We start from the raw sequence: 23,323 nt of genomic DNA on the forward strand, positions 1-23,323 counted from the left end.
AACCGGCGACGGCTGATCGTCCTGATCGCGGGCGTGCTGCTGGGTGTCGTGATCTGGCTGGCAGGCGTGTACCCCGCCTCGTGGAGGATTTTCTGCACACAAGCGGGCGTCATTATCGGGGCTGCTACCGCGTCTTTTACCGTGCTGAAGCGCGTGGGCCTGATCGACTGGATCGGCAGGGTCACCCCAGGCGGGGAAAGCTCCGACAGTGAGTCGTACCGGCCCAAACACCTCGCCAAAGACGACAGGCCAGGTGGTCGCGTATGAGCATGAGCATGACAGCCATGCCGGACACGGTCGCTGTCGCCCTGTCAGCCCCCGAAGTCGGAGCCGGACTGATCGCCCTCATCGTCGCACTACTCGGAGGCATCACCGCTATCGTCAAGGTCATCACGCGCAAATTTGAGGACCGCCTCACCGGCATCGCACACACAGCAGACGCTACGCACGAGCAGGTAGCGAATAATCACGACATGAACCTCAGAGACGATTTAGACCGCTTGTCCGGTGAGTTTCACGATTTCTCAGGCCAAGTCATACAGCAGCTCAGCGAGATCAAAGCCTCGCTGTCAGATCAGGACAGGCAGGCGCGGGAGGCTCAGCACGAGCAGCACCAGCGCGACCAGCAAAGCGAAGAACGCGTACTGGGTATCCGTCAGGACCTGAGGTCTGCGACCGAGAACGCGACGCGCGACCGGGAGCTGCTGCACTCGAGGGTGAATGAGACGCGGCAGGAAGTCAGGGACCTCGCGTCGGAGACCAAGCGTCGGTTTACTGAGGTCGATGAGACGGTGCGCCGCCTTCATCCTGACATGAACAAGTAACACACGGCACGCACGTAGAGCAGCGCCACCCACGGGATGACATTTCCCGGTGGGTGGCGCTGTTCTTTTTTTGTGTGTCTTAGTGCAGGTCGGTTCGCGCTCCACGCCCTGAACGATTCGCCTGCCATCGGTCGATCGTTCCTGACAGCCAGCCGCCTACTTATCCAGCTTTTCCACCATCCTGTCCACAGCCGACGCCACGCGATCGAAATCGCTCAGCTGGTATTTCAGCACGGTCTCGATCTGCGTATGCCCAGGCAGATCCATCAGCTCCTTGAGTGACGCGCCCGCGCGGCCGAGATTGGTCAGGCAGGTGTGCTTCAGGTCGTACAGCTCCGCATCGGTGAGCTTAATCGCGTCCAGTGCTTTCCTCACGCGGCCGCTCACATGCTTGTCCGACGCCGGTTCGCTGGGATCAGTGGGCGACGGGAAAACCCACTCGTTTTCATTCAGATCTTCGATGAGTGGTGTAAGCACGTCAATCAGGGGAGCGGGCAGAGGTGCCCATCTGCCGCGCCGCGTCTTCGTCGGCCCCTCCACCGTCTCGCCGTTCTCCCCACGCTGCATCCCACTGCCATACCAGATGCGCTTACGCTCCAGATCAATATCGCGCGTGCGCACGGCGCGCGCCTCAGACGGCCTGCACGCCGTGTAATACACAAGCGCAGCTATCCCCGCATACGCGGGCATGTCGCACGCCTGCAGCTGTTCATACAGCGCCTCGTACTCCACATGCGTGAAATAGTGCTGCTGGCGCTTGTGATCACTCTGAGTGACTTTCCCTCCGGCTTTGACGTGGCACGGACTGGCATCCAGATAGCCCTGCTCAACCGCACTGTTCATCATCGAGGACAGCACACGGTACGCGTTCGCCTTGGTCGACGCCGACATGCCTTGAGCAGCCTTCTTGTACCACTCGTCGACGTCGGCACGCGTGATGCTCACGAGCCTCTCCCCTCCCAATGCAGGGAGGACGTGGCGTTCGAGAGACGACTTGTAGGACCTGACCGTGTTCGCAGAGACGCGCCCATCTTTCTGCTTCGCGCGCCACTGATCGAGCCACGCCTCAGAAAACTCTCGGACCGTTATCGACTCAACTTCCTCACGAGCCGCTTCTGCTTCACGCTTCTGAGCTTTCTGCCTGGGAGACAGATACGTCCCCTCGACGAGCTCTTCCTTCATGTGCCAGGAGCGCTCGCGGGCTTTGGTCAGCGTCAGGAATCCGCCCTCGATGTACTTCTTGCCTCGGTATTGGACGATGGCTTTGTAGCGCGCGCCGCTGCCCGTGGAGTATTTGACAACTCTGCCTATTCCCGACCTACCAACCATTGCCAGATCCTGTTCTCTAGGTTCTTTCTCAGGTTCTATAAAAACGTATATTAACGTACATCAACGTACATCAACGCATATTCACCACCCGGGCTTTTCCCCGCAATACCAACGAAAAACCCCGCCGTTTCAACGAAACAGCGGGGTATCTGCGGAGGATGGGGGATTCGAACCCCCGAGGGCTTGCACCCAACACGCTTTCCAAGCGTGCGCCATAGGCCACTAGGCGAATCCTCCAAGGCGCTGCACCGATTCGACCACACAGCTGATCAATACGTGCAACAACATAGGAGCATATCTGATTGACCGCCCTTTCGGCCACCTCGCAGCGTTCACATCAGGGTGTAATCGCTCACGCAGCGCCAGCCAGGTGCAGCGTGGTCGCCCTCGTCAATGCAATCAATCAACGAGGGCGACCCATGTGCTACTCGTCGTACACGCCCAGGTAGTCCAGCCACCCTTCGTAATGATCCAGAACGTCGTGCGCGATCTGGTCAGAGGACCACCCCACAATGTCGTACCCCTGACCACCGCCCGAGGGACGCACTTCCAGGCGCACCGTCACGTCATTCGCCTCAGCAACCATCGCGGTGCCCACAGACGGAACGGGAGACTCGACCACTCGCACGGTGTAGCGGAACGGATGTTCGGTCAGTAGGCCCGCGATGCGCGGTTCAGCTCCGTCAGCAGATGTACTCCCGATCGTTCGAGGCTTCGTATCATCAACCATTTCAGTGATCTGCTCGTGCAGCTCAGTGGTGGAATCGGTCTGTGGTTGCTCGCCCGTATCAGTGGTCTGAGCACCTGAATCCCACTCCTGCGCGCCCGACGCGCTGGCCTCCGATTCGCCGCCAACTGTCAGCGTGACGCGGCCCAGGAAGTTACGCTCGCCATCCGGATCCTGTGCTTCGGGACCCTCAACAACCACCCATGCGGGCAGATCTTCCTTGTGGAGTTCATCGGCCACAGCCTGCAATGCGGGAACCACTCGCCTGTCAAGGACACGCTGAGCGCGCACAGGGGTGACAACGTCGAATGTCTTGCTCAGACGGTCACGCCAGGAGCGGCGAGCCATCGTTCCGGCTCCTGATGCGAGCACGCGGTTTTGGACGATGCGGCGACGACGCTGAGCCATCGACGCCTCTTGCGACAGCGAGCGCCACAAGCCGATCATCACCAGCACAAGGACGAAGGAGAATGGCAGCGCCATAACGATCGTGGCTTGCTGCAGGATCGTCAACCCACCGGCAACCAGCATCGCAATGGTCAGCACACCGGTCAGCGTCGCCCAGAAGATACGCAGCCACGGCACAGCGTCCTGGCGAGCGTTCGTGATGCGGCTGGACAGGTTTGACATGACGAGGGAGCCTGAGTCCGCGCTGGTGACATAGAACAGGATTCCGACGAACAGTGCGACGGCGACAACCACTGTTGAGCCAGGTACTCGTTGCAGCAGGGCGTAGAACCCCTGTTCCGGAGCGTTCACAGTGATTTCTGCGAATTCCCTGTCACCGTTCATCACGAGTTCCAGTGCAGCGTTACCGAAAATTGACACCCACATGATGACGTAGTTCAGGGGCAGGATCAGTGAGCCCATGACGAACTCACGGATGGTGCGGCCGCGTGAAATACGTGCCAGGAACATTCCGACGAATGCGGCCCAGGTGATCCACCACGCCCAGAAGAACAAGGTCCAGCTATTGAGCCACGTGTTGATCACATCTGCCGTTGCCGGGTTCACACGCAGGTCAGCGTAGGTTTCCAATGTGAGGGCGGGGAACATGCGCACCAGGTCGCCCACGGAACGAACCAGCGAGTCCAGCAGGTACGCGGTGTTTTGGGTGACCAGAACCCACACGGCCAGACCGATTGCCAACAGTACGTTCACGTTGGACAGAACGCGCACGCCGCGATCGACGCCGGAAACAGCGGAAACTGTCGCCATGATGACACTCAGTGCGATCAATCCGATCTGAGTGGAGGTTGCCTGCGGCAGTCCGAACAGTATCGTCAGACCGACATTCAGCTGAATGATGCCCACGCCCAGGGATGCGGCGATACCGAAAACACCGCCCACAACCACTGCGCCGTCAATGATGTTGCCCAGCGGGCCGTCCACGTGTTTGCCGAAAAGAGGCCGCAAGGCTGACCGCACCGCGAGGTGGTGCTGGTGACGGTAGGCGAAGTATCCCAGGGCAATTCCGACCAGCGCATACATGCCCCACCCTGTGATGCCGTAGTGGAAGAGCGTGTAGACCACGCCGGCGCGGGCAGCTTCCACTGTCTGAGCTTCACCGGTGGGAGGCGCCATGTACTGCGCGATCGGCTCTGCGACAGCAAAGAACATGATGTCGGTACCGATACCTGCGGCAAACAGCATGGCTGCCCATGAGAAAGTCGAGAAGTCAGGTGTCGCGTTATCTGGCCCCAGCCTCACGTTGCCGAACTTGCTCAAAGCGAGCACAACGACGAACACCAGGATGAAGGTTGCGAGAAAAATATAGAAAGATCCGAACCAGTGACTGATCCAATCCACCGCCACGGTAAACCCTGCCTCCACGCTTTGCGGTGATGCGAGCGCGATGATGGCAATGACCGCAACGATCAGGGCTGATCCGATGAATACCGGGTAGTTGACTGGTGGTGATTGGGGTGTGGGTCGAGTGGCGATCTCCCCTTCGCGAGGCCGTCCGTCCGGTGAGGATTCTGCCTGCTCATCCATATCGTGACTTGCGCTGTTTGTGTTGATGTGCGCGCTCACACATCGTCCTTTCGCTCGTGTGCGCGACAGCTGGGAGCCGCACACTGCTCTATCACCATAAGGCGTTGATGGTGACAACTGCATATCAACCTTATCGACGAGGGTTCTCATGGCACCTTCGTCGTGACAGACTCCAAAATGTGAGAAAACCGACCAAAATTCTCGCGCTCCTGAGCACAGTCGCCATCACCATGACCCTGAGTGCATGTGGACCACTCGTCAAAAAGGACCCCACTGCACAGGGCATCCAACTCACACCGCAAAGCACGCAGCCCGTTCCAACTCCAACTCCGACTCCCACCCCGGCGCCGGCTCCCGCCCCGTCCCCCCAATCCACGGGCCTCACGCCGGGCGGCTCACAGACGACGATCGCACGAAGAAGAACCTACTCTCACTGGCCGACAAGGCTGAACAGGGCGACTACATGGGCATTGTCAACGTGTCGATGGATCAGGCACAGTTCTGCTATCCAGACACTTTCTCGGGCGACTTCGAGAACCTCACGAGTGACCTTGACGACCAGTTCGCAGAATTGGATGAGCAGCTCGAGGAGCTTGACAAGATGCTCGAGGACTTGGACAGCGGCAGCTGAGCTTTCACCGCCCGTGCATGGCGAGGTCACATTCACAGTGTATTTCGGCTAAGTTAGTGACGTGAACCCGCAGCAATCTCGGCGTCGAACAGCACGTCAACGCTTCCTTGATGCCCGACAGAGTAAGCAGAATCTGACATTTTCCGTCGTGGCATCCGTCATGGCAGTACTGGTCATTGCTGCGCTCCTCGTGATCACGAACATCATTTCGATGCCCTCCGAAGAGTTCTCCAAGACGGAAAAGACGGCAGGTCTGGGCGACATTGTGTGCCCGACGGAAGGTACGACACCGCTACCGGCAGACACGATCCATGTTCAGGTTCTCAACGCCACCTCACAGTCGGGCCTGGCCAGCTCGGTGACGACGATGCTGGCCGAGCAGGGATTTGTCATGCAGGATCCTGCCAACGCGGCAAGTGAGTTGACCGGCACCGTCGAAATTGACGTCTCCCCCAAGAACATTGATGCCGGCTACACGGTTGCACGCTTCTTCCCTGATGCGCGCGTGGTCTTAAGTGAAGGCACCGACGAGGTTGTCCAGGTCATCCTCGGTACATTCTTCGATTCACTGCTGCCTAAGGAAGATATCGAGAAAATCGCAGAGTCTCAAAGCGCCCTCAAAGGCAGCGACTCGTGCCTGCCTGTCGACCCGGAGCTTCTTGCTCCCACCACGAGCCAGACAGGCAACGATGACCAGCCAGGCCAGGGCAGCCAGTCACAGGGACAATCCGAGTAGCGTCGCCGCGGTGTCACAGCAGTGGCGTTGCGTCCGCTTTTAATAGGAACGAGGGCGACTCAAGTGAGCCGCCCTCGTTTGATACCTGAAGAATTGGCTTAGCCAGCCTGTTCAGCGCCGCCAGTCTGTTCGGTGCCATCTGCCAGTTCAGCAGCGTCCGCCAGTTCCCCTCGTGAATGATGACGGGTCGAATAGGCCGTCGACTCCAACTCGGTACCTGACGGGGCTGACGCAGGTGAAGCAGCCTCAAGCGTCGTGCCGCGCAGCTTAGAAATCCAGCGCATGACATGGTAGATCAGCAATGCTGCACCTGAACCCAGTGCAATACCTTCGAACTGCATGCCGCCGGCAACCCACGTGAAGTTCGCGATTGCGACGATCAGGGAAACCGCAGCGGTGTTGAGGTTAACCGGGTCAGAGAAGTCCACCTGGTTCTGCACCCAGATACGCACGCCCAGCATGCCGATCATGCCGTATAGAACCGTTCCCGCACCGCCCAGAACGCCAGCCGGAATCGTCGAAATGAGGGCGCCGAACTTGGGCGTGAGAGCCAGAAGGAACGCCATGCCTGAGGCGACCAGGTACGCGGCCGTGGAGTACACGCGGGTCGCAGCCATCACACCGATGTTTTCCGCATACGTCGTGGTACCTGAACCACCGCCGGCACCGGCAAGCATGGTGGAGCAGCCGTCAGCGATCAGTGCGCGCCCGGTGATGCCGTCAAGGTCGCGGCCGGTCATCGCTGACACCGACTTCACGTGACCAACGTTTTCAGCAATAAGGACGAAGACAACCGGGACAAACAGGCCCAGCGTCGATGGATCAAAAGCAGGTGTGGAGAACTCAGGCAGACCGATCCAGGAGGCTTCAGCAACGCGTGAGAAGTCAACCTCGTGCTGGAGGATTGCTGCAACGTAGCCGATCAGCACGCCGAATAGAATGGACAGGCGTCCGATAATACCCTTGAAGAGCACGGTGATCAGACAGATTGACACGATGGTGACCACTGCCGTCAGTGGGCCTTCCTTGACCCAGTTCCATGCGGCTGGCGCAAGGTTCAGGCCGATCAGCGCGACGATTGCGCCAGTGACGACTGGGGGCATCACGACGTCGATCCAGTGCGCGCCGGCGAAGTGCACAATGATGCCGACCAGCGTCAGGGTTGCACCGGTGGCGATTACGCCGCCCAGGGCGTAGTTGTGGCCGAGGGTCTGCGTGACAGCGGTGATCGGCGCGATCAGCGCGAAAGATGATCCGAGGTAGGACGGCATGCGCCCGCCGGTGATCAGGAAGAACAGCAGTGTGCCGACTGCGCAGAAGAACAGCGTGGTCGAAGGTGGGAAGCCTGTGATCAGAGGGACGAGGAACGTCGCACCGAACATGGCGACAACGTGCTGCGCACCGATTCCGATGGTGCGCGGCCAGGACAGACGCTCTTCGGGGGCGACAACCTCGCCGGGAGCGATTGACGTGCCATCACCGTGAAGTCGCCATGAAAAAAAGCCGCCCCGAGGACGACTTGATGAATGGGAAGACTCGCGCGAGGCGCGAGGGGTAGCTGAACCGCTCATGCGGATGTCTCCGATCAGTTGATAAGGATGCAAAAGTGCAGGCCGTTCACCGGTCGGAACATCACAGTATCGAACTTGCCGACAAAAGGCTAAATTCCGCGGCAAATCATGGTTGATTTCACACGGGTGATCTGATGGGCGAGTTGCCTGAGCGTGCAGATAAGCTGTGACCATAGATGAACCCAGTCGTCATGCCGTAGGGTGGGACGTAGCAGGATCGCCACAAGGGGATACCAAAGATGCCCTCGGTCAGCACAGGGCCACGGGGAGTGAGGGGGGAACTGGTGAGTCAGCCAGCGACAGGTTCGCAGTTGCACGTGCTGGATCCTTCTCTTGATTCCTCACACAGTGCCACAGAAAACCCGACGCTGGATCCGTCCTTGGATCCATCCCTTGATCCTGCACTGGATCCCTCGTCGCCCCAGTTCGTTTTCCCCGGAACTCAGGACATTGACCCGGCCATGGTTTTCTCGGCCCCCGGATACAACGCCCCTCGCCATAACTCCAACACTGCCGCCACGATTGGCCTGTGGATGGCAGCCCTTTCCCTGCTGGCGTTCCCTCTGACAATCTTCGCCCTGATCTTGAGTATTGCCGGACTCATCACCTCGTTTTCACGCGGTGGTCGAGGAAGGCACGAGGCCGTCGCCGGGCTTGTTGTATCGGGCATCGTGATCATCTCGATCTGTCTCGTTGTCGGCATCTTCGTCATCGGTTTCACGGCCGGTCTGTAGATCCCATGTTTCGACCGTAAGGGTACCGGAAATTCTTTCTTTGCCTACACTTGAAGCATGAAGCCTTTCTTGCTGGTATCAACACGCCCCGAAGAAGAAGCGATCGACGCTGAATACCATTCGTACCTCCTGGTCAGCGGTTTGACGCCGTCCACGCTCGAACAGGTTCGCATGGATATGCTGGGGCTGCCCGAAGTTGACGTCAATGCCTACAGCGGCATCTTCGTGGCTGGATCGCCTTACGGCACCACTACTCCCACTGAGAAGAAGTCATCGTCCCAGCGCAGAACTGAGGAAGATCTGGCTCACTTGTTCCATCAGATCCTCGAGGCGAAAACCCCATGTCTGACCACGGGTTACGGAACGGAGGTTGCCGCGACGGTTCTGGGCGGCACGGTGACGACGCGGTGGGCTGAACCGGCTTCGATGGTGACAATCACCCTGACTGAGGAGGCCGAGGATGACCCGCTGCTTGAGGACTTTCCGCGCACATTCACAACCTACGTCGGCCACCACGAAGCAGTAGAAGAAGTGCCGCCGGGCACGACGGTTCTTGCTAAATCAGTCACGTGTCCCACGCAGATGATGCGTTTTGGGCCGGCTTTTTGGGCTACGCAGTTCAACCCTGAACTTGACTCCGACGCGATCAATCAGCGCCTGGCGATCTATGCCGATGCCGGCTACTCAGGCACTGACGATCTGGAGACCCTGGTGCAGATCGGGCACATGGGTGAAGGAACCCACCAGGCGGGACAAATCGTGAAGAAGTTCGTTGAAAGGTTCAGGCAGCAGTAATGCCACGGTCGTCATCCTCGCTGCCTCACCTGGATGAGCTGGTCGAGCTGTGTACGGGTAAGCGTCTGGCTGCTCTGACAGGTGCCGGAATGTCCACTGATTCAGGGCTTCCGGACTATCGCGGAACCGGATCGTCAGGCACGCCGACAGTGGATATCGACCTGTTCCTGTCGGATCCGAAATGGCAACGCTGGGTGTGGGAGCGAAACCAGGTGACGTGGCGAGCGTTGCAGGACCTGCCCGCCACACGTGGACATGAGGCGCTCGCACGCATGGAGCGGGCAGGAATCCTTCACGGCGTTGCCACCCAGAATGTCGATGGCCTAGATGAAAAGGCTGGGATCCACCAGCTCGCTCTGCTTCACGGCTCGTTCTTGACGGTTGACTGCATGCAGTGCGCAGCGCGGTATCCTCGAGAATGGCTCGATGGCGAGTTGCGCGCCGCCAATCCGAATCTGGTCGACGACCCTGATCCCACTCACGTTGCGATTCTGGCTCAGGTTGATCCCGAGGGCGCCACGGCTTCCGCGATCACACTGGTTTCCTGCCCGCAGTGTGGTGGGATCCTCAAACCGAACGTCGTCTTTTTCGGTGAAATGCTGCCATCAGACCAGATGGACAAGGGACTGACCTTTGCTGCGCAGTGTGACGTGCTCCTGGTTGTGGGCACGTCAGTGAAAGTGTCAACCGCCGTGTGGATTGCTCACCAGGCAATCAGCAGTGGCGCTGACCTGGTCGTCATCAATCGTGGGCCGTGCGACCTCGATCATCACCCCGCTGTTCGCCTGCGCATCGACGGCTCTGCCAGTGACTATCTCGAGGCACTGGCAGACGCCCTCGGTGCTTAACAAAACGCCGCATTCTGGCAGAACATATCGGTAACGTTCAAGTTTCGAGCACTCAGGACTCACTTTTTCGCCAAAACTTGTTTAGAATAAAAACAAAATCAACTGGCAACGACAAAGGAGTATTACTAGTGCCACGCACCATTCATGTCGCCATCACTGGAAACGATGAAGCGACCGGGGAGCAGAAAGCACCCCTCCGCACCATCAATGCGGCCGCGAACATCGCCCGACCCGGAGACACTGTGATTGTTCACGAGGGCGAATACCGCGAATGGGTTCAACCCCGTTTCGGTGGTCTTTCAGACAACCGTCGTATCACCTATTGTGCAGCCCCTGACGAGCACGTCGTCGTCAAGGGGTCCGAGATAGTCAGCGAATGGGAATCAACTTCTGACAACGTGTGGAAAGCAGTTGTTCCCAACTGCGTGTTCGGAACTTTCAATCCTTTCGCTGAAGAACTCTCCGGCGACTGGGTTGTCCGCCCGAATCCTCGAGTTGAGGGCCCGCGCCGACACTTGGGAGCCGTGTACCTCAACGGAAGGAGTCTGCTTGAGGCAGATTCGCTTGAGGATCTTTCAAACCCTTCTGCGACAGAAACTATGATCGACGACTGGACAGGTCAGGAAGTTACAAACGCCGACCCTGAGTGGACGAAACGGCGTTGGTTCGCTGAAGTCGGGCCTGAAAACACGTGCATCTGGGCTAATTTCGGCAATCAGGACCCACGCGAGGAACTCATTGAAATCAACGTTCGCCCTTCAGTCTTCATGCCGGCTGAACACCACATTGACTACATCACCGTACGCGGCTTCGAACTCGCACAGGCAGCGACCCAATGGGCTCCTCCCACAGCATTTCAAGGCGGCCTCATTGGCCCGAACTGGGCCAAAGGCTGGATCATCGAAAACAACCGCATTCATGATGCCAAGTGCTCAGCTGTTTCACTAGGCAAGGAGAAGAGCACAGGCCACAACTACGCCACCGAGCGTCAGGACAAGCCAGGCTACCAATACCAGCTGGAATCCGTATTCTCTGCTCGCCAAATTGGGTGGGACAAGGAACACATCGGATCCCATATCGTCAGAGGTAATGAGATCTATTCGTGCGGCCAGACTGGAATCGTCGGTCATCTTGGATGCGTATTCTCGACTATCGAGGACAACCACATCCATGACATCGCTACCGACCGCGAGTTCTTCGGACACGAGATTGCAGGTATCAAACTCCACGCTGCTATCGATGTGAAAATTCGACACAACCACATCCATGACTGTTCTTTGGGTATCTGGTTGGATTGGGAAACTCAGGGCACTCGCATTAGCCGTAACGTCATGCACTCAAACTGCCGCGATCTTTTCGTTGAAGTGTCACACGGCCCATACATGGTGGACAATAACGTTCTCGCTTCACCTGTGTCTTTCGAAAGCGTCTCTCAAGGCGGCGCTTTCCTCCACAACCTCATTGGGGGGACAATTCGTGTCAGCCAGGAACTCACGCGGTCGACTCCCTATCACGTAGCCCACTCGACTCAAGTTGCTGGATACGGAACCTTCTGTTGTGGAGATGACCGCTGGATGAACAACGTGTTTGTCGGCGGAGACAGGGACGCTGCTTACTCGGCGCACGGTATCGGTGATTTTCTACCTGATACGACGCTGGGTACGTCCGTGTACGACGGTTGCGATACTTCAATCGGAGAACTTATCAAAGAGCTCGACGAATCCTCTGAAGGCGACCACGAGCGTTACTTCGGCAGGCGTCTTCCCGCTTACATTCGCACGAACACCTATGTAGGCGGTCCAACCCCCTTCGACCGAGAAGAAGATCCCACTGTAATCGATCGAGAGAGCGCCAAGATATCAGTCACTCTAGACGAGGATCAACGCGGCGCCATTCTTCACCTCGAGGAAGCAGCCGCGCTGGACGTTCCCGAAGTTGATCGAGTTACCGGAGTTGATCTGCCACCTGCATACTTTCCCGATGCACACTATGAGAACGCTGATGGCACGCCGGCAACCTTTGACACAGATGTCCTTGGCAATATCAGTGAGGCTGATAAGCGCCAAGCAGGTCCATTTGCAACTAATCTGTGGACCCAGAAGACGATCAAGATCTGGTAAATAACCCTTAATCGTCCTCAAGAGGGGGCCGGCTGCACAGACAGCTGGCCCCCTCCAGTCATAGCGGAGAAGTTATGGCAGGTTCCCCACCATAAGCTTTTTCACGCCACGCATGATCACCCTTCTGTACAAGCAAACAAGAGGGGGCGCCCCGAAACCTCGGAGCGCCCCCTCTTGTCCTATTTAGCGGAATAGTACCTACTTTCCAAAGCCTGCGGTCAGGCCTGCAACCATTTGCCGCCGGCCCACAATGTATGCGGCAAGCACCGGCAAAGCTGACAGCGTAACAGCGGCCAGGATTGCGGGAATATTACTCGTATATTGGCCCTGATAATTCCACAGGGATAGGGTCAGCACTCGAACTTGCGAGCTCTGGGTCAATACAAGAGGGAACAGGAACCCGTTCCATACCTGTAGCGCCTGATAGATCCCCGCGGTCATGATCGCCGGAACTGACAAGGGCCACACCAGGGTCCACATCATTTTCCAGTTCGTCGCGCCATCAACTGCCATCGAATCGAATAATTCATTGGGAATATCACGCATAAAATTGACCAGGATCAAACACGTGACAGGAATCCCGAATGCAATTGAAGGCAGAATAATGGCCAGCAGCGAATCGTACAGCCCCATTTGAACCACCAGGTAATACACGGGGATAATCACTGCCTGCAATGGAATTCCCAGCCCAAGCAGTATCAGGCTGAAGGTTCTGCGTGACCACTTATTCTTGCGTCTCACGACGTAATACGATGCCATGACGCACACCACCATCAGAACTGCAACGGTAGCTACTGTCACAATCAACGTATTAAAGAAGTACATCCAGAAATCGTTTTGGAAAACTGAAATATACGCTGCAATTGTTGGCGACTTCGTTGGAAGCAGAGGATTTTCCGTATAGAACGAAGACTGCGACCGCAAACTCGTGATGACGATGTAATAGATCGGCAGGATCACGATCGCGAGCCAAATCCAGCCACCAAGACCGGCAAGAAGACTCGATACTGTCGTTTTGTTTCTGTTCATAGCCCCTGTGCCTGACTTTCCATTCGTGTCGCACCGGAAAGCTTATTCAGTCCCAGTGAGAGCGCCAATCCGACCGCAAGGAGTAAAGTTCCTACCACTGTGGCCTGACCCATGTTGAAACTCTTGAAGCCAAGCAGGTACATATGCAGTGGAAGAATCCTCGTTGCTCCTCCAGGTCCGCCTCCTGTCAGGACATAGATGAGATCGAAATAGGTTAGAGCACCGACCAGCTGCAGCGTCGAATCAGTAACGATTGTGTACTTTAGCTGAGGAATCGTCACGTGCCAGAACTGCTGCCACTTTGATGCTCCGTCCAGTTCTGCGGCTTCGTAGAGCATTGCAGGAATTTGCCGCACCCCACCCTGGTAGATCAGAGAGTGGAACGGGATAAAGGCCCACGCGATGATCAAGATCGTCACAGGTAAAGCGAGCTTTGCATCTCCAATCCAATCCTGTCTCAGCCATGAGATACCAAAGGCATTTGACATTCCGAAATTGGGATCCAATAAAGCCTTGAATGCAATACCCAATGCTGCAGACGAAAACAGCAGCGGGAGGAAATACAGCACGGACAGGAACTCTCTGTACCGCTGCTTCTTGGCCATAAAGATTCCGAGCAAGAGCGACATCGGAGTCTGAATAAGCCAAGTAACGACCATGACAATTATCGTCAGTTTGATCGCGTTTATAGTCAGCGGATCAGAGAGAGTCACTGCCCAGTTGTGCATACCTGCCCATGACGGCGTTCCCAGACCATCCCAGCTCATGAAGCTTAGGAAAACTACGCCTATGAGTGGGATGATGGCGAAGAAGATAAAGAATGCCATCGCAGGGAGCGCGAACCACCCGCTTGGACCGTTAGCCTTGCTGGCTACTCGCGTTTCATTGCGAGGTTTCTTGTTCACCTGACCTCCTACCGAATGGGTTCTAATCTCACTACTTGTCATGGAACACACAAGTTACTTGATCGTTGCATTCATCGCATCAGCGAATTGCTCAGGTGTAATGCTCAGATCGAACAGAAGCTGGATGTTGTCAAGCAGCGTCTGCGAGGTGTCAGACGGAAGCTCCTGATCCCAGGAAAGCTGGAAGTTGCTCGAGTTGAGAACTATGTCGTAGCCGAAAGTCAGGTAATCTTCCTGTTCACTGCCCTTGATGAATTTCTCTGCTCCAACAGTGGGCGGAATATCGCCACCATCTACCATCGCCTTGACGTATTCATCGTCGAAGAGGTTGTTGAGATAGCCTTTCGCGGCAGTTTGTGCCTGTTCGCTTGATGCGGCGCTTACGGACCAGAAATTCGACTGGTTTCCTGCAACAGCGCTGGGATCACCCTTACCACCTTCAATGGATGGGAATGCGCCAAAGGCCAAGTTTCCTTCTTTAACGAAATCAGGCGCGTCCGTCATGAACGTTCCGTATGCCCATGATCCGTGCAGCATCATCGCAGCCTTGCCTGTGTGGACCAGTGCCACGTCAGCATTGGCGTCAGCAACGACTGACCCATAGGCATCCCCGAAGGCGCCGGCCTTCACGAGTTCCTGAGCTTTTCCAAGCGCCTCAATCGCAGCAGGATCAGACCATGCGTCCTTTTCGCCGTTGGCAATCCGATCAAATACTTCCGATCCGCCGATCCGGTCGAACAGATATTCCAACCACATCATGGACGTCCACTTGGATGCGCCGGCCAAGGAGATCGGAATAATGCCAGCTTCTTTGAACTTTTCGACGCAATTGAGCAGGTCATCCCAAGTTTGGGGAATTTCCAAACCCTGCTCTTCAAACAGTTGCTTGTTGTAATACATGTGGACGGGTTGCGTTCCAACATTGGGAAGTGCGTAGTACTTACCGTCAACGATTCCGCCGTCAGCAATGCTGGGAATCAGTTTATCAACCGAATCTTTTACATTGTCAGTAATGTCAACAACCTTGCCGGCCTCGACATAGTCACGCAAGGTCGCGCCGCCCCAGCCAAAGACCAGCGTAGGGGCATTATCAGAGCCGATCGCGGTGCGGATCTTCTCTTTATAAGCGTCGTTGGCAAACCAATCAACATTAATCGACTGATCGCTGTTTTCGGTATTCCACTTATCAAACGAGTCACGCCAGATGATTTCGTGGGTGCCGCCAGTGAGCGCCCACGCTGACGCCTCTCCGTTACCATTCGAACCTGTTGCCTCACCAGACTGGCCAGGCTGAGCGCCGCCACAGGCACTCAGAACGAGCGAGCCAGCCGCAAGAAGCGCGCCCACAGCGAAGATTCCTCTTTGCCTAATTTTCATCTCAGTTCCATCCCTTTCTCAGATTTGAGCCTCTATCCTCAGCGATAAGACGTTGACGAGAGAACCTGCCTCACGCCACGCTGCTCGTTGGAACAGCACAATGAACGGTCTCCATTGATCACAACCTCAATGTTTCAAAGTGCGGTCTCGTGACTTAGTTTAGTAGTTAATTTTAATACGTCAAGATCAGTTGACATGCCGATACAAAATCTTAACAATGCACGATACTATTGAAACAGTTTCAAAGAGGTGGGGCAATCACGAGGGACCGAGGGACACAGTGACAGCACGAAAGCAAAACGGCCGCGTTACCCTGAGCGACGTCGCACAGCAGGCGCAGGTATCAAAGGCAACCGCTTCAAAGGCAATGAATAACCGCGAGGAGGTTGCTGCCCACACGCGGAAGAAGGTTCAAGAAATTGCTCGCACAATGGGGTACAGACACGCGTCTCCTCTCACTCATGTGCTTCCAGACATCGTGGCAGTCTCGGACAGCCTTCAGAGCCCCTATACCATGAGCGTCCTCGATGGAATGGTCCACGAATGCACTACCCATGGTTTGTCGCTATCGATTACTGCGCTCAGCGCACCGTCTTCTCAGCACATGCCGCCGGTGCTGAGCGCTCCCTGGCTCTCACTTATTGCGCAGAAGAAAGTTTTCGGACTAGTCCTCATGACGATGCCTGTCTCAAGAAAACAGGCAAGCATGATTAAAGCTGAAGAAATCCCAACGGTCCTGATCGACCCTCGCAACCACCCACCGCAAGGTTTGACATCGATCGGAGCGACTAATTGGAATGGCGGCCTACAGGCGACCCAACACCTTATATCCTTAGGACACCGCCGAATCGCTTACATTTCAGGCCCACCGCATTCCGTTCCTTCCACTGAGCGCTACCAGGGATTCCTATCCGCGCATCACATGGCAAATGTGCCTTTTAACCCCGAACTGGTTGACGGAAACGAATTTTCCTACGCCGAGGGAGTACGAGTGACGGAGAAACTCCTGGCCCTGCCAGAAGGAAGTCAGCCCACAGCCATATTCGCAGGATCCGATCTGACGGCTCTAGGAAGCCTCGAAACTCTCCGTCGTCACGGTAAGAAAGTGCCGGAGAAAATTTCTATTGTCGGATTTGACGACTCTCTGCTCGCCCTCGCTGCAAATCCACCATTGACAACCGTCAGGCAGCCGGTCAGCGACATTGGCAAAACTGCTATTCGCACTTTGATCGATATTCAAGAGGGCAACAGACCCACCGGACCTCTTCGATTCGAAACGACTCTGGTTATCCGCGACTCAACCGCAAAGCGTGCCTGACCCCAGTGATCGCTCCTCCCGCACGCCCCGTGCAACTACCACCTGAACTGGTCTTCACCGATGGGGCCTTGCTCCCCGACCATCCATCCTTGACGGGCAAGGGCAAATGAAGCTCCGGACTTCACGTTCCAGCAGCTCATGCCGTTCTGCGTCGACTGACATGCGACGTCACCACTGGTTGCAAACTTGCCGTATTCAAGGGCCTGCCCACCACCTTGTGCGGACTCCACGCATTCGCGCGAAGCTCCTTCGGCGGTGGCAACCAGATTTGTCAGCCGGTCGCCGCAATTCTCAACTCCGGCAGCTGCGTAATCGTCATCAACAATGACACATGAGACAGTTTCGTCGGACAGGGTGCAGGCAATATTGCCCGAGGGCGCCATGATCTCGCCGGCCTGAACTGCACCCGCCGGTGCCGGGTACACGATCGGTTGTTCATCTGACTGAGCCTGCTCTGGTTCGGCCTCCGACTGCTCTTCAGCCGCCCCGTTGCTTTCAGGCTCGGTCGACTGCGCAGACGACTGCGGAGCCGGCGCGGGGCTGGGATCAACCGGACGGGAGGGGAAAATCCCTTTGAATACCACGATCGAGATCACCACAAGCACAAGAGCGATGGCGATGAGGATTCCGAGCACCAGTCCCACTCGGGACTGCGACGATCCATCAGATTCACCGCTTCGATTCCCCTGCTGGCGACTGGCCTGGTCGAGGGCGGCCGTACCGGACGCCGCCTGAGAAACAGGTGGGAAACGCCCCGGACCCTGCTGCCCGTATGCACGCCTCTGAGCAAGCGCCTGGTCCACCGCGGGATCTCCCAACGATCCCAACCACTCGAGCAGCCCCGAGTAGGTGTGCGGATTCTGAGCAACGACGGCACGCAGCTCCGGGTGACGGTAGGCGATATCCCTCAGCGTCTCATAATCCGTACCGGGGTCAGCGGCCAGTTGATGTAGGTTGCGAGGATCTGACTGATTGTTCATCGCGTTTGCCTCCATCAGCTCCAATGGTGTTACTGACAAGCCTAGCGCACCGCTACACGCCTGACGATCGCGCGGGCGAACTCTGCCCTATTGTCCGAGGTCATCGCACTCACCTATTCAGTGCGCGGGCCGATAGGCGAAGGTGTCGAACCCGATCTGTTCGATGTCGCGGGCCAGCGCCTCAACCTGGTCATTCCACCCCACCGCGTCGGAGCGGAAACCGTCAGGCGCACCCATCGCCCTGGCCTGCTGCAAGGCAAAGCGGCGAACGCCGCGCCGGAACGCCTCTCTCGCCACCGTCAAACCGTCACGCGGCCCATCGGGGTACACCGTCAGGCGCACTTCGTAATCCACCGACCGCGAGCGCGCACCGTCATCACCCTCGTCGCCAGCCGAACCAGCGCTATCCGCGCCTGGGCTGCGTTCGGCATACTCGAGCAGCACGTCCAGCGCCTCCCACGCTTTCGTGCCGGCTCCCTGGCGCCCCGCCACGACCTGATACGTGTCCGGCATCGCTTTAACATCAATCCCGACCCAGTCCACCAGACCCTCAGACAGCACATCACGCAGGCGATGCGGATACGGCCCTGCGGTGTGCAAACCAATCAGGAATCCCATCTCGCGCACACGACGCATCGCCGGTATCAGCGCCTGCTGGCGTGTGGCCTCCCCTCCGGAAAACACCACGCCATCGAGCAGTCCGCGGCGCCGTGACAGCAGATCCTCCACCGATGACCATGCGACCACGCCCGGGATCGTCGGATCGATGATCGCGTGGTTATGGCAGTACGGGCACAGCCACGGGCAACCCTGGCAGAACACCGATGCGACCAGCTTGCCAGGCCAGTCCACCGTTGACATCGGGGTGAGCCCAGCTATTTGAAGGTCGTCGGCGTTGACAAGGCGCCCGCGGCCTGCCTCGTCCTTCATGAAAGGGAGACGGGAGGAAAGGCGCTGACCAGTTCGCCGTGCTGAGAGGCGGCTGATTCAGTGAACATTGTGCGTTCGGCGTACTCACCCTTCTTGCCGATGTTGAAAGACTGGACGGGGCGGAAGTACCCCATGACGCGTGTCCACACCTCACACGTCTGCGGTTCACTGTTCGGGTGGGCATCCGCGCAGCGTTCACACGTGAAGTGCTCGCCAGCCAGATACCCGTGGACCGGACAGATCGAGAAGGTCGGCGTGATTGTCACGTACGGCACCTTGAAAGCAGTCAGAGAGCGACGGACCATTTCCATGCAGGCCTTCGCAGATGAAACACGCTCCCCCATGTACAGGTGAAGCACAGTGCCGCCCGTGTACTTGCCCTGCAGCACTTCCTGCTCTTCCAGAGCCTGGAATGGGTCGTCGGTGTAGCCGACGGGCAGCTGCGAGGAGTTCGTGTAGTACGGCTGATCGGCGGAGCCGGCCTGCAGGATGTCGGGGTAGCGTTTGCGGTCTTCCTTGGCGAAGCGGTACGTCGTACCTTCGGCAGGGGTGGCCTCCAGGTTGTACATGTGACCGGTGGATTCCTGCAGCTGCACCATGCGGTCGCGCACGCGATCGAGGATCTTTTCGCACATCTCGCGTCCACGCGGATCCGTGATGTCCATCTGGTCGTCGGTGAAGTTGCGGACCATCTCATTCATGCCGTTCACACCGATGGTGGAGAAGTGGTTATCCAGTGACCCCAGGTAACGGCGCGTGTAGGGGAACAGGCCGTGTTCCATGTGGTAGGAAATGGTTTCGCGCTTGCGCTCCAGCGTGTCGGAGGCAATGTCGATCAGCTGGTCCATCGCACCGATCAGTCCGTCCAGGTCACCCTTGTACAGGTAGCCCAGACGCGCCATGTTAAGCGTGACCACACCCACCGATCCGGTCAGCTCAGCCGACCCGAACAGGCCGTTGCCGCGCTTGAGCAGTTCGCGCAGATCCAACTGCAATCGGCAGCACATTGATCGGATCATATGCGGATCCAGATCGGAATTGATGAAGTTCTGGAAGTAAGGCAGGCCGTACTTCGCGGTCATTTCGAACAGGCGCAGCGTGTTGGGCGAATTCCAGTCGAAGTCCCTGGTGATGTTGTACGTCGGGATCGGGAACGTGAAGACACGTCCGTCAGCGTCTCCCCCGGTCATCACTTCGATAAACGCCTGGTTGATCAGGTCCATTTCATGCTGCAGGTCGCCGTAGGTGAAGTCGCAGATCTCGTCGCCAATCAGCGGAGCTTCATCCATCAGATCGTCGGGGCATGTCCAGTCGAACGTGAGGTTCGTGAACGGGCACTGCGAGCCCCAGCGTGAAGGAACATTCAGGTTGAAGATCAGTTCCTGCATGCACTGGACGATCTCCTCGTACGTCATGTTGTCGAGGCGGACGAATGGCGCCATGTAGGTATCGAAAGATGAAAACGCCTGCGCACCGGCCCACTCGTTTTGCAGCGTGCCCAGAAAGTTGACGATCTGACCGCACGCAGAGGAGAAATGTTTGGGTGGGGCCGAGGCGATCGCACCAGGCACACCGTTGAAGCCTTCCTGGATGAGGCGTTTGAGCGACCAGCCTGCGCAGTACCCGGAGAACATGTCGAGGTCGTGAATGTGCAGGGCTCCCGAGCGGTGCGCTTCACCGGCTTCCGGTGAATAGATCTTTTCCAGCCAGTAGTTTGCGACCATCTTGCCGGAGGCGTTGAGGATTAAACCGCCCAGGGAGTACCCCTGGTTCGCGTTCGCATTGACGCGCCAGTCGGAGCGTTCCAGGTATTCATCAATTGTGCTGATGGCATCTACGTCATAGCGCACGGTTCAGTCTCCTCTGCCTTGATGTGGGGTCGACGCGCGGAAAGCCCGCCACGCGTCGGGGGTTTCGTCACAGGGAAAACAGCCCGCACTCGGGCTGCTGCGGCGTCAGGCCGTCGTCCTTGTCGACGTTGCGTGAACACCATATCTAGTTGCCGTTTTAAATTCCACCCACTAGATGTCGTGGTTCGGCGTGTCGCATGTGTCAGCTTTGATTCCCTCGTCGAGCATGGGTCGAAAGTCCCCATCTCGCCCAGTGGGCGTTGCACAGCGTCCCTCTCGTCGGTCACTTTGTGCGTGTTGTCATTGACGAGGGCGACCGCGCCCGCTGTTTCACCGACTGTTGCGAGATTGCGGCTGTGCCCACGACAGGCGGTCCACCTCGCACATCACGGCGCCCGCGACACCACTGAGCATGAACATGACGGCCAGGGCGAGCCACCTGGTGCGCGCCGGGTCACTGGCAACGAACTGTGCGTAACCCATGTCCCACGCGCCCGGCGCAAAGTGCGAGACGATGTCGACGTTGGGCATGAAATACCATGCGATGAGGAGCGCGAAGATGATCGCGCAGCCACAGAAGAAGGACAACATGCGCCGCGCCATCACGCCGTGCCGCCTGCGGTGTTCAACGGGTGCGAGCAGCTGCGCCCATGTGCCGGCCACCAGCACTGCGACCAGAACATCGGAAGGACGATGCCAGCCGTACATGATGACGGTCATGGCCATGAGCGTGGTCCAGATCCACCCGACGTAGGCGGCCGGGGTGCGCACCCATCGAGGCGCCACGATGACCAGGGCGAGCGCGATGGATGCGGCAAACGTTGTGTGGCCGGAGGGCAGTGAGTTTGCGATGTGGATCGACGATCCCAGATCCGGTCGCACGATCAGGAGTTTGACCAGCTGCGTGGTCAGATTTGCCGCAACGACGACGATGACGGCACGCACGGCCAGGTGCCACCGCCTGCGCGCAATCGCAACGGCCGCGACAACGACACACATGACAACGACGGCCTGCCAGGAGGCCAGGTGAACCAGGATGCGGCCCACCGGCGCAACAGTGGGGCGCCACGTGGCCAGCGTTTCCATCAATGCCGTATCCCAGGCCTGCCCAACTGCCGTGAAGACGGCGCCGCGAGTCGTCACCACGATCACGACGATATACACCACGGCTGACACAATCCGGCGGAACAGCCGTGCGCTGTATCCATCCGGGCGGGCGGCCCACTGCTGCGCCGGGCGAGATGATGGCCCGATTTGGTAGGGCGCGGACGGCGATGTGGATGAGGCCGGTGGTCCGGCTGCGCGCTGACCAGCACCATCTTCGGGCACCTGCCGCACGTCAGGGCGAGGCTCGTCAGGCATGGCCATCTCGCTTACTCCTCGGTTCGTGTTGAGCATTCCCGATAGAAACTGTATTCCATGATGCGCCAACTTCCGAGCACGGTTTCACGGCCGCGCGCCGCCCAAGCGCGCGAGTCACACTCGTCTAGACATGTAGGATCTTGCGGCTCTTCGCAACGAAGTTCTGCCGCCCTCTTTTCCCTCACGTAGGATGAAGAAAATGAGGCCTGGGCACCTCGCTCAGGAAACGGCACGATAAGCGCATATGATGAAAATGCATCGGCAGCTGGCAAGGGAGGGTTGAGCGTGTCACCATCACAGACGTCGCCCGTCACATCGACCCGACTGGACCGGACTCTGACGGATCTTCATGTCGATTTCCGCCCCTCCCCAACCGATGACGCAGTGTTCACCAGCCTGGAACAAAACGCGTTCTACTCCTGGGATCTGTCCCACCCTGATTTCTTCCGTATCCGCGCTCACTGGCGCGGTGAAGCTCCTGATGAAGACAGCCGCACCGAACTTGAACTGGTAGCCGCCAAGATCAATCCAGTCGAGTTCAGCCCCAAGCTCTTTATCGTGCCACTGGCTGACGATGAGGGATACCAGCTCGTAGCCGAGACGACCCTCATCATTGCGGACGGCGTCAGCGACGAACAGCTGACCGGGTTCATCACGCGCTCGGTGGCATCCATTGCTGAAGTTCTGCACGCCCTCGAACGCCAATTGCCGGACATGGTGACCTGGGATGTGGACGCGCCGCACGAGGAGGATCGCTGACCATGTCTGACGCACCTGCAATTCTTCCTGTCGACCTGGATCGCATTGAGCGCGCACTGCGCGACGTGGGCACACATCCGCGTCCCTCCGCATCCAACCCGACACAGCTTCAGGTCAGACTTGGCAGTGACCTGTTTTTCGTCTCCCTTTCCGAGGGCGACGATCCGTGGCTGACTGTCAGTGCTGCGCGCCTGATCACACGCGTCTTTTCGCGCCAGGCTGGCACGTTAATTGAACGAGCCAACCAGTGGAATGCGCAGCGGGTGACACCCACGGCGTTTGTCCAGACCGATGCTCAGGATCGTTCCTTCGTCTTTACCCGCCTACGCGTCTCAACAGCACACGGCCTGTCAGATGCGCAGCTTCGAACCAATGTCAATGTCGGACTCAAGGGCGGCAGACAGGCTCTGGACTTCATTGACGGCGTAAGCCAGCCGCCAACCACCACGGCCCCGACATCTCAGCGCGCTGAAAGCGATGACGTGTCATAGGGTGTTGGCAAT

At 57.8% G+C, this 23,323-nt stretch carries 20 protein-coding genes, 1 tRNA gene and 1 pseudogene; 11 read left to right on the plus strand and 11 right to left on the minus strand.

What is annotated here, in order from left to right:
• Both QP093_RS06750 and QP093_RS06755 read left to right on the plus strand, forming a co-directional pair.
• Positions 1 to 267 (plus strand): annotated as a pseudogene (locus QP093_RS06750) (hypothetical protein); the annotation flags it as partial.
• Positions 264 to 824: a DUF2746 domain-containing protein gene (locus tag QP093_RS06755; protein WP_285015833.1), complete on the plus strand. Its 561-nt coding sequence runs from the start codon at positions 264 to 266 to the stop codon at positions 822 to 824. The pseudogene QP093_RS06750 and the gene QP093_RS06755, both read left to right, overlap by 4 nt.
• Positions 825 to 980: 156 nt before the next feature.
• On the opposite strand, the gene QP093_RS06760 is transcribed toward QP093_RS06755, so the two are convergent.
• From QP093_RS06760 to betT, 3 genes are all read right to left on the minus strand, one after another.
• On the minus strand, positions 981 to 2,153 hold the full coding sequence (locus QP093_RS06760; RefSeq protein WP_285015835.1) for a tyrosine-type recombinase/integrase: 1,173 nt from the start codon (positions 2,151 to 2,153) through the stop codon (positions 981 to 983).
• A gap of 152 nt (positions 2,154 to 2,305) precedes the next feature.
• Positions 2,306 to 2,390 (minus strand) — tRNA-Ser (locus QP093_RS06765).
• Between the two features lie 187 nt (positions 2,391 to 2,577).
• Positions 2,578 to 4,875 (minus strand): choline BCCT transporter BetT, encoded by a 2,298-nt coding sequence (gene betT, locus QP093_RS06770; protein WP_350309983.1) that lies wholly within the window; start codon positions 4,873 to 4,875, stop codon positions 2,578 to 2,580.
• 244 nt (positions 4,876 to 5,119) lie between these two features.
• On the opposite strand from betT, the gene QP093_RS06775 reads away from it, so the two are divergent.
• Positions 5,120 to 5,506, plus strand: coding sequence for a hypothetical protein (locus QP093_RS06775; RefSeq protein ID WP_285015839.1), 387 nt, complete (start codon positions 5,120 to 5,122; stop codon positions 5,504 to 5,506).
• 61 nt (positions 5,507 to 5,567) lie between these two features.
• Complete coding sequence (locus QP093_RS06780) at positions 5,568 to 6,242, plus strand: LytR C-terminal domain-containing protein (protein ID WP_285015841.1); 675 nt, start codon at positions 5,568 to 5,570, stop codon at positions 6,240 to 6,242.
• Positions 6,243 to 6,340: 98 nt separating this feature from the next.
• Here QP093_RS06780 and QP093_RS06785 read toward each other — a convergent pair whose 3' ends face one another.
• Positions 6,341 to 7,813, minus strand: coding sequence for a uracil-xanthine permease family protein (locus QP093_RS06785; protein ID WP_285015843.1), 1,473 nt, complete (start codon positions 7,811 to 7,813; stop codon positions 6,341 to 6,343).
• Between the two features lie 284 nt (positions 7,814 to 8,097).
• Here QP093_RS06785 and QP093_RS06790 point away from each other — a divergent pair, with 284 nt between their 5' ends.
• The 4 genes from QP093_RS06790 (at position 8,098) to QP093_RS06805 (ending at position 12,310) form a co-directional block, all read left to right on the plus strand.
• Entirely contained in the window at positions 8,098 to 8,547 is a 450-nt protein-coding gene (locus QP093_RS06790; protein WP_285015846.1) for a hypothetical protein, read from the plus strand.
• Positions 8,548 to 8,604: 57 nt separating this feature from the next.
• Positions 8,605 to 9,342 (plus strand): glutamine amidotransferase-related protein, encoded by a 738-nt coding sequence (locus QP093_RS06795; protein ID WP_070725242.1) that lies wholly within the window; start codon positions 8,605 to 8,607, stop codon positions 9,340 to 9,342.
• Positions 9,342 to 10,190 carry an SIR2 family NAD-dependent protein deacylase gene (locus QP093_RS06800; RefSeq protein WP_285015849.1) on the plus strand — a complete coding sequence of 283 codons (849 nt, stop codon included), beginning with the start codon at positions 9,342 to 9,344 and terminating at the stop codon, positions 10,188 to 10,190. The genes QP093_RS06795 and QP093_RS06800 overlap by 1 nt, the downstream gene beginning before the upstream one ends.
• Positions 10,191 to 10,318: 128 nt before the next feature.
• Positions 10,319 to 12,310, plus strand: coding sequence for a right-handed parallel beta-helix repeat-containing protein (locus QP093_RS06805; RefSeq protein ID WP_285015850.1), 1,992 nt, complete (start codon positions 10,319 to 10,321; stop codon positions 12,308 to 12,310).
• Between the two features lie 198 nt (positions 12,311 to 12,508).
• Here QP093_RS06805 and QP093_RS06810 read toward each other — a convergent pair whose 3' ends face one another.
• From QP093_RS06810 to QP093_RS06820, 3 genes are read right to left on the minus strand one after another with little or no spacing between them, the layout of a single operon-like run.
• Positions 12,509 to 13,339, minus strand: coding sequence for a carbohydrate ABC transporter permease (locus QP093_RS06810; RefSeq protein ID WP_285015852.1), 831 nt, complete (start codon positions 13,337 to 13,339; stop codon positions 12,509 to 12,511).
• Positions 13,336 to 14,244 (minus strand): carbohydrate ABC transporter permease, encoded by a 909-nt coding sequence (locus QP093_RS06815; protein WP_285015854.1) that lies wholly within the window; start codon positions 14,242 to 14,244, stop codon positions 13,336 to 13,338. The genes QP093_RS06810 and QP093_RS06815 overlap by 4 nt, the downstream gene beginning before the upstream one ends.
• Positions 14,245 to 14,298: 54 nt before the next feature.
• The gene (locus tag QP093_RS06820; protein ID WP_285015856.1) at positions 14,299 to 15,621 is read right to left on the minus strand and encodes an extracellular solute-binding protein; all 1,323 of its coding nucleotides are present in this window, start codon (positions 15,619 to 15,621) and stop codon (positions 14,299 to 14,301) included.
• Between the two features lie 280 nt (positions 15,622 to 15,901).
• On the opposite strand from QP093_RS06820, the gene QP093_RS06825 reads away from it, so the two are divergent.
• A complete protein-coding gene (locus QP093_RS06825; protein ID WP_070725303.1) occupies positions 15,902 to 16,939 on the plus strand; it encodes a LacI family DNA-binding transcriptional regulator in 1,038 nt (345 codons plus the stop codon).
• A 35-nt stretch (positions 16,940 to 16,974) separates the two neighbouring features.
• Here QP093_RS06825 and QP093_RS06830 read toward each other — a convergent pair whose 3' ends face one another.
• From QP093_RS06830 to QP093_RS06845, 4 genes are all read right to left on the minus strand, one after another.
• A complete protein-coding gene (locus QP093_RS06830) occupies positions 16,975 to 17,919 on the minus strand; it encodes a variant leucine-rich repeat-containing protein (protein ID WP_285015859.1) in 945 nt (314 codons plus the stop codon).
• Positions 17,920 to 18,036: 117 nt separating this feature from the next.
• A complete protein-coding gene (locus QP093_RS06835) occupies positions 18,037 to 18,849 on the minus strand; it encodes an anaerobic ribonucleoside-triphosphate reductase activating protein (protein WP_285015861.1) in 813 nt (270 codons plus the stop codon).
• Entirely contained in the window at positions 18,846 to 20,699 is a 1,854-nt protein-coding gene (locus QP093_RS06840) for a ribonucleoside triphosphate reductase (protein WP_285015863.1), read from the minus strand. Before QP093_RS06840 ends, QP093_RS06835 begins: the two co-directional genes overlap by 4 nt.
• A gap of 330 nt (positions 20,700 to 21,029) precedes the next feature.
• Positions 21,030 to 22,061: a phosphatase PAP2 family protein gene (locus QP093_RS06845; protein ID WP_285015865.1), complete on the minus strand. Its 1,032-nt coding sequence runs from the start codon at positions 22,059 to 22,061 to the stop codon at positions 21,030 to 21,032.
• A 285-nt stretch (positions 22,062 to 22,346) separates the two neighbouring features.
• On the opposite strand from QP093_RS06845, the gene QP093_RS06850 reads away from it, so the two are divergent.
• Together QP093_RS06850 and QP093_RS06855 are read left to right on the plus strand one after the other, a co-directional pair.
• Entirely contained in the window at positions 22,347 to 22,820 is a 474-nt protein-coding gene (locus tag QP093_RS06850; RefSeq protein WP_285015867.1) for a hypothetical protein, read from the plus strand.
• A gap of 2 nt (positions 22,821 to 22,822) precedes the next feature.
• Positions 22,823 to 23,311: a YbjN domain-containing protein gene (locus QP093_RS06855; protein WP_285015870.1), complete on the plus strand. Its 489-nt coding sequence runs from the start codon at positions 22,823 to 22,825 to the stop codon at positions 23,309 to 23,311.
• The last annotated feature ends 12 nt before the right edge of the window (positions 23,312 to 23,323 follow it).

The sequence above is a fragment of the Pauljensenia sp. UMB10120 genome (genome assembly GCF_030212035.1).
GTDB classification, from domain to species: domain Bacteria; phylum Actinomycetota; class Actinomycetes; order Actinomycetales; family Actinomycetaceae; genus Pauljensenia; species Pauljensenia radingae_A.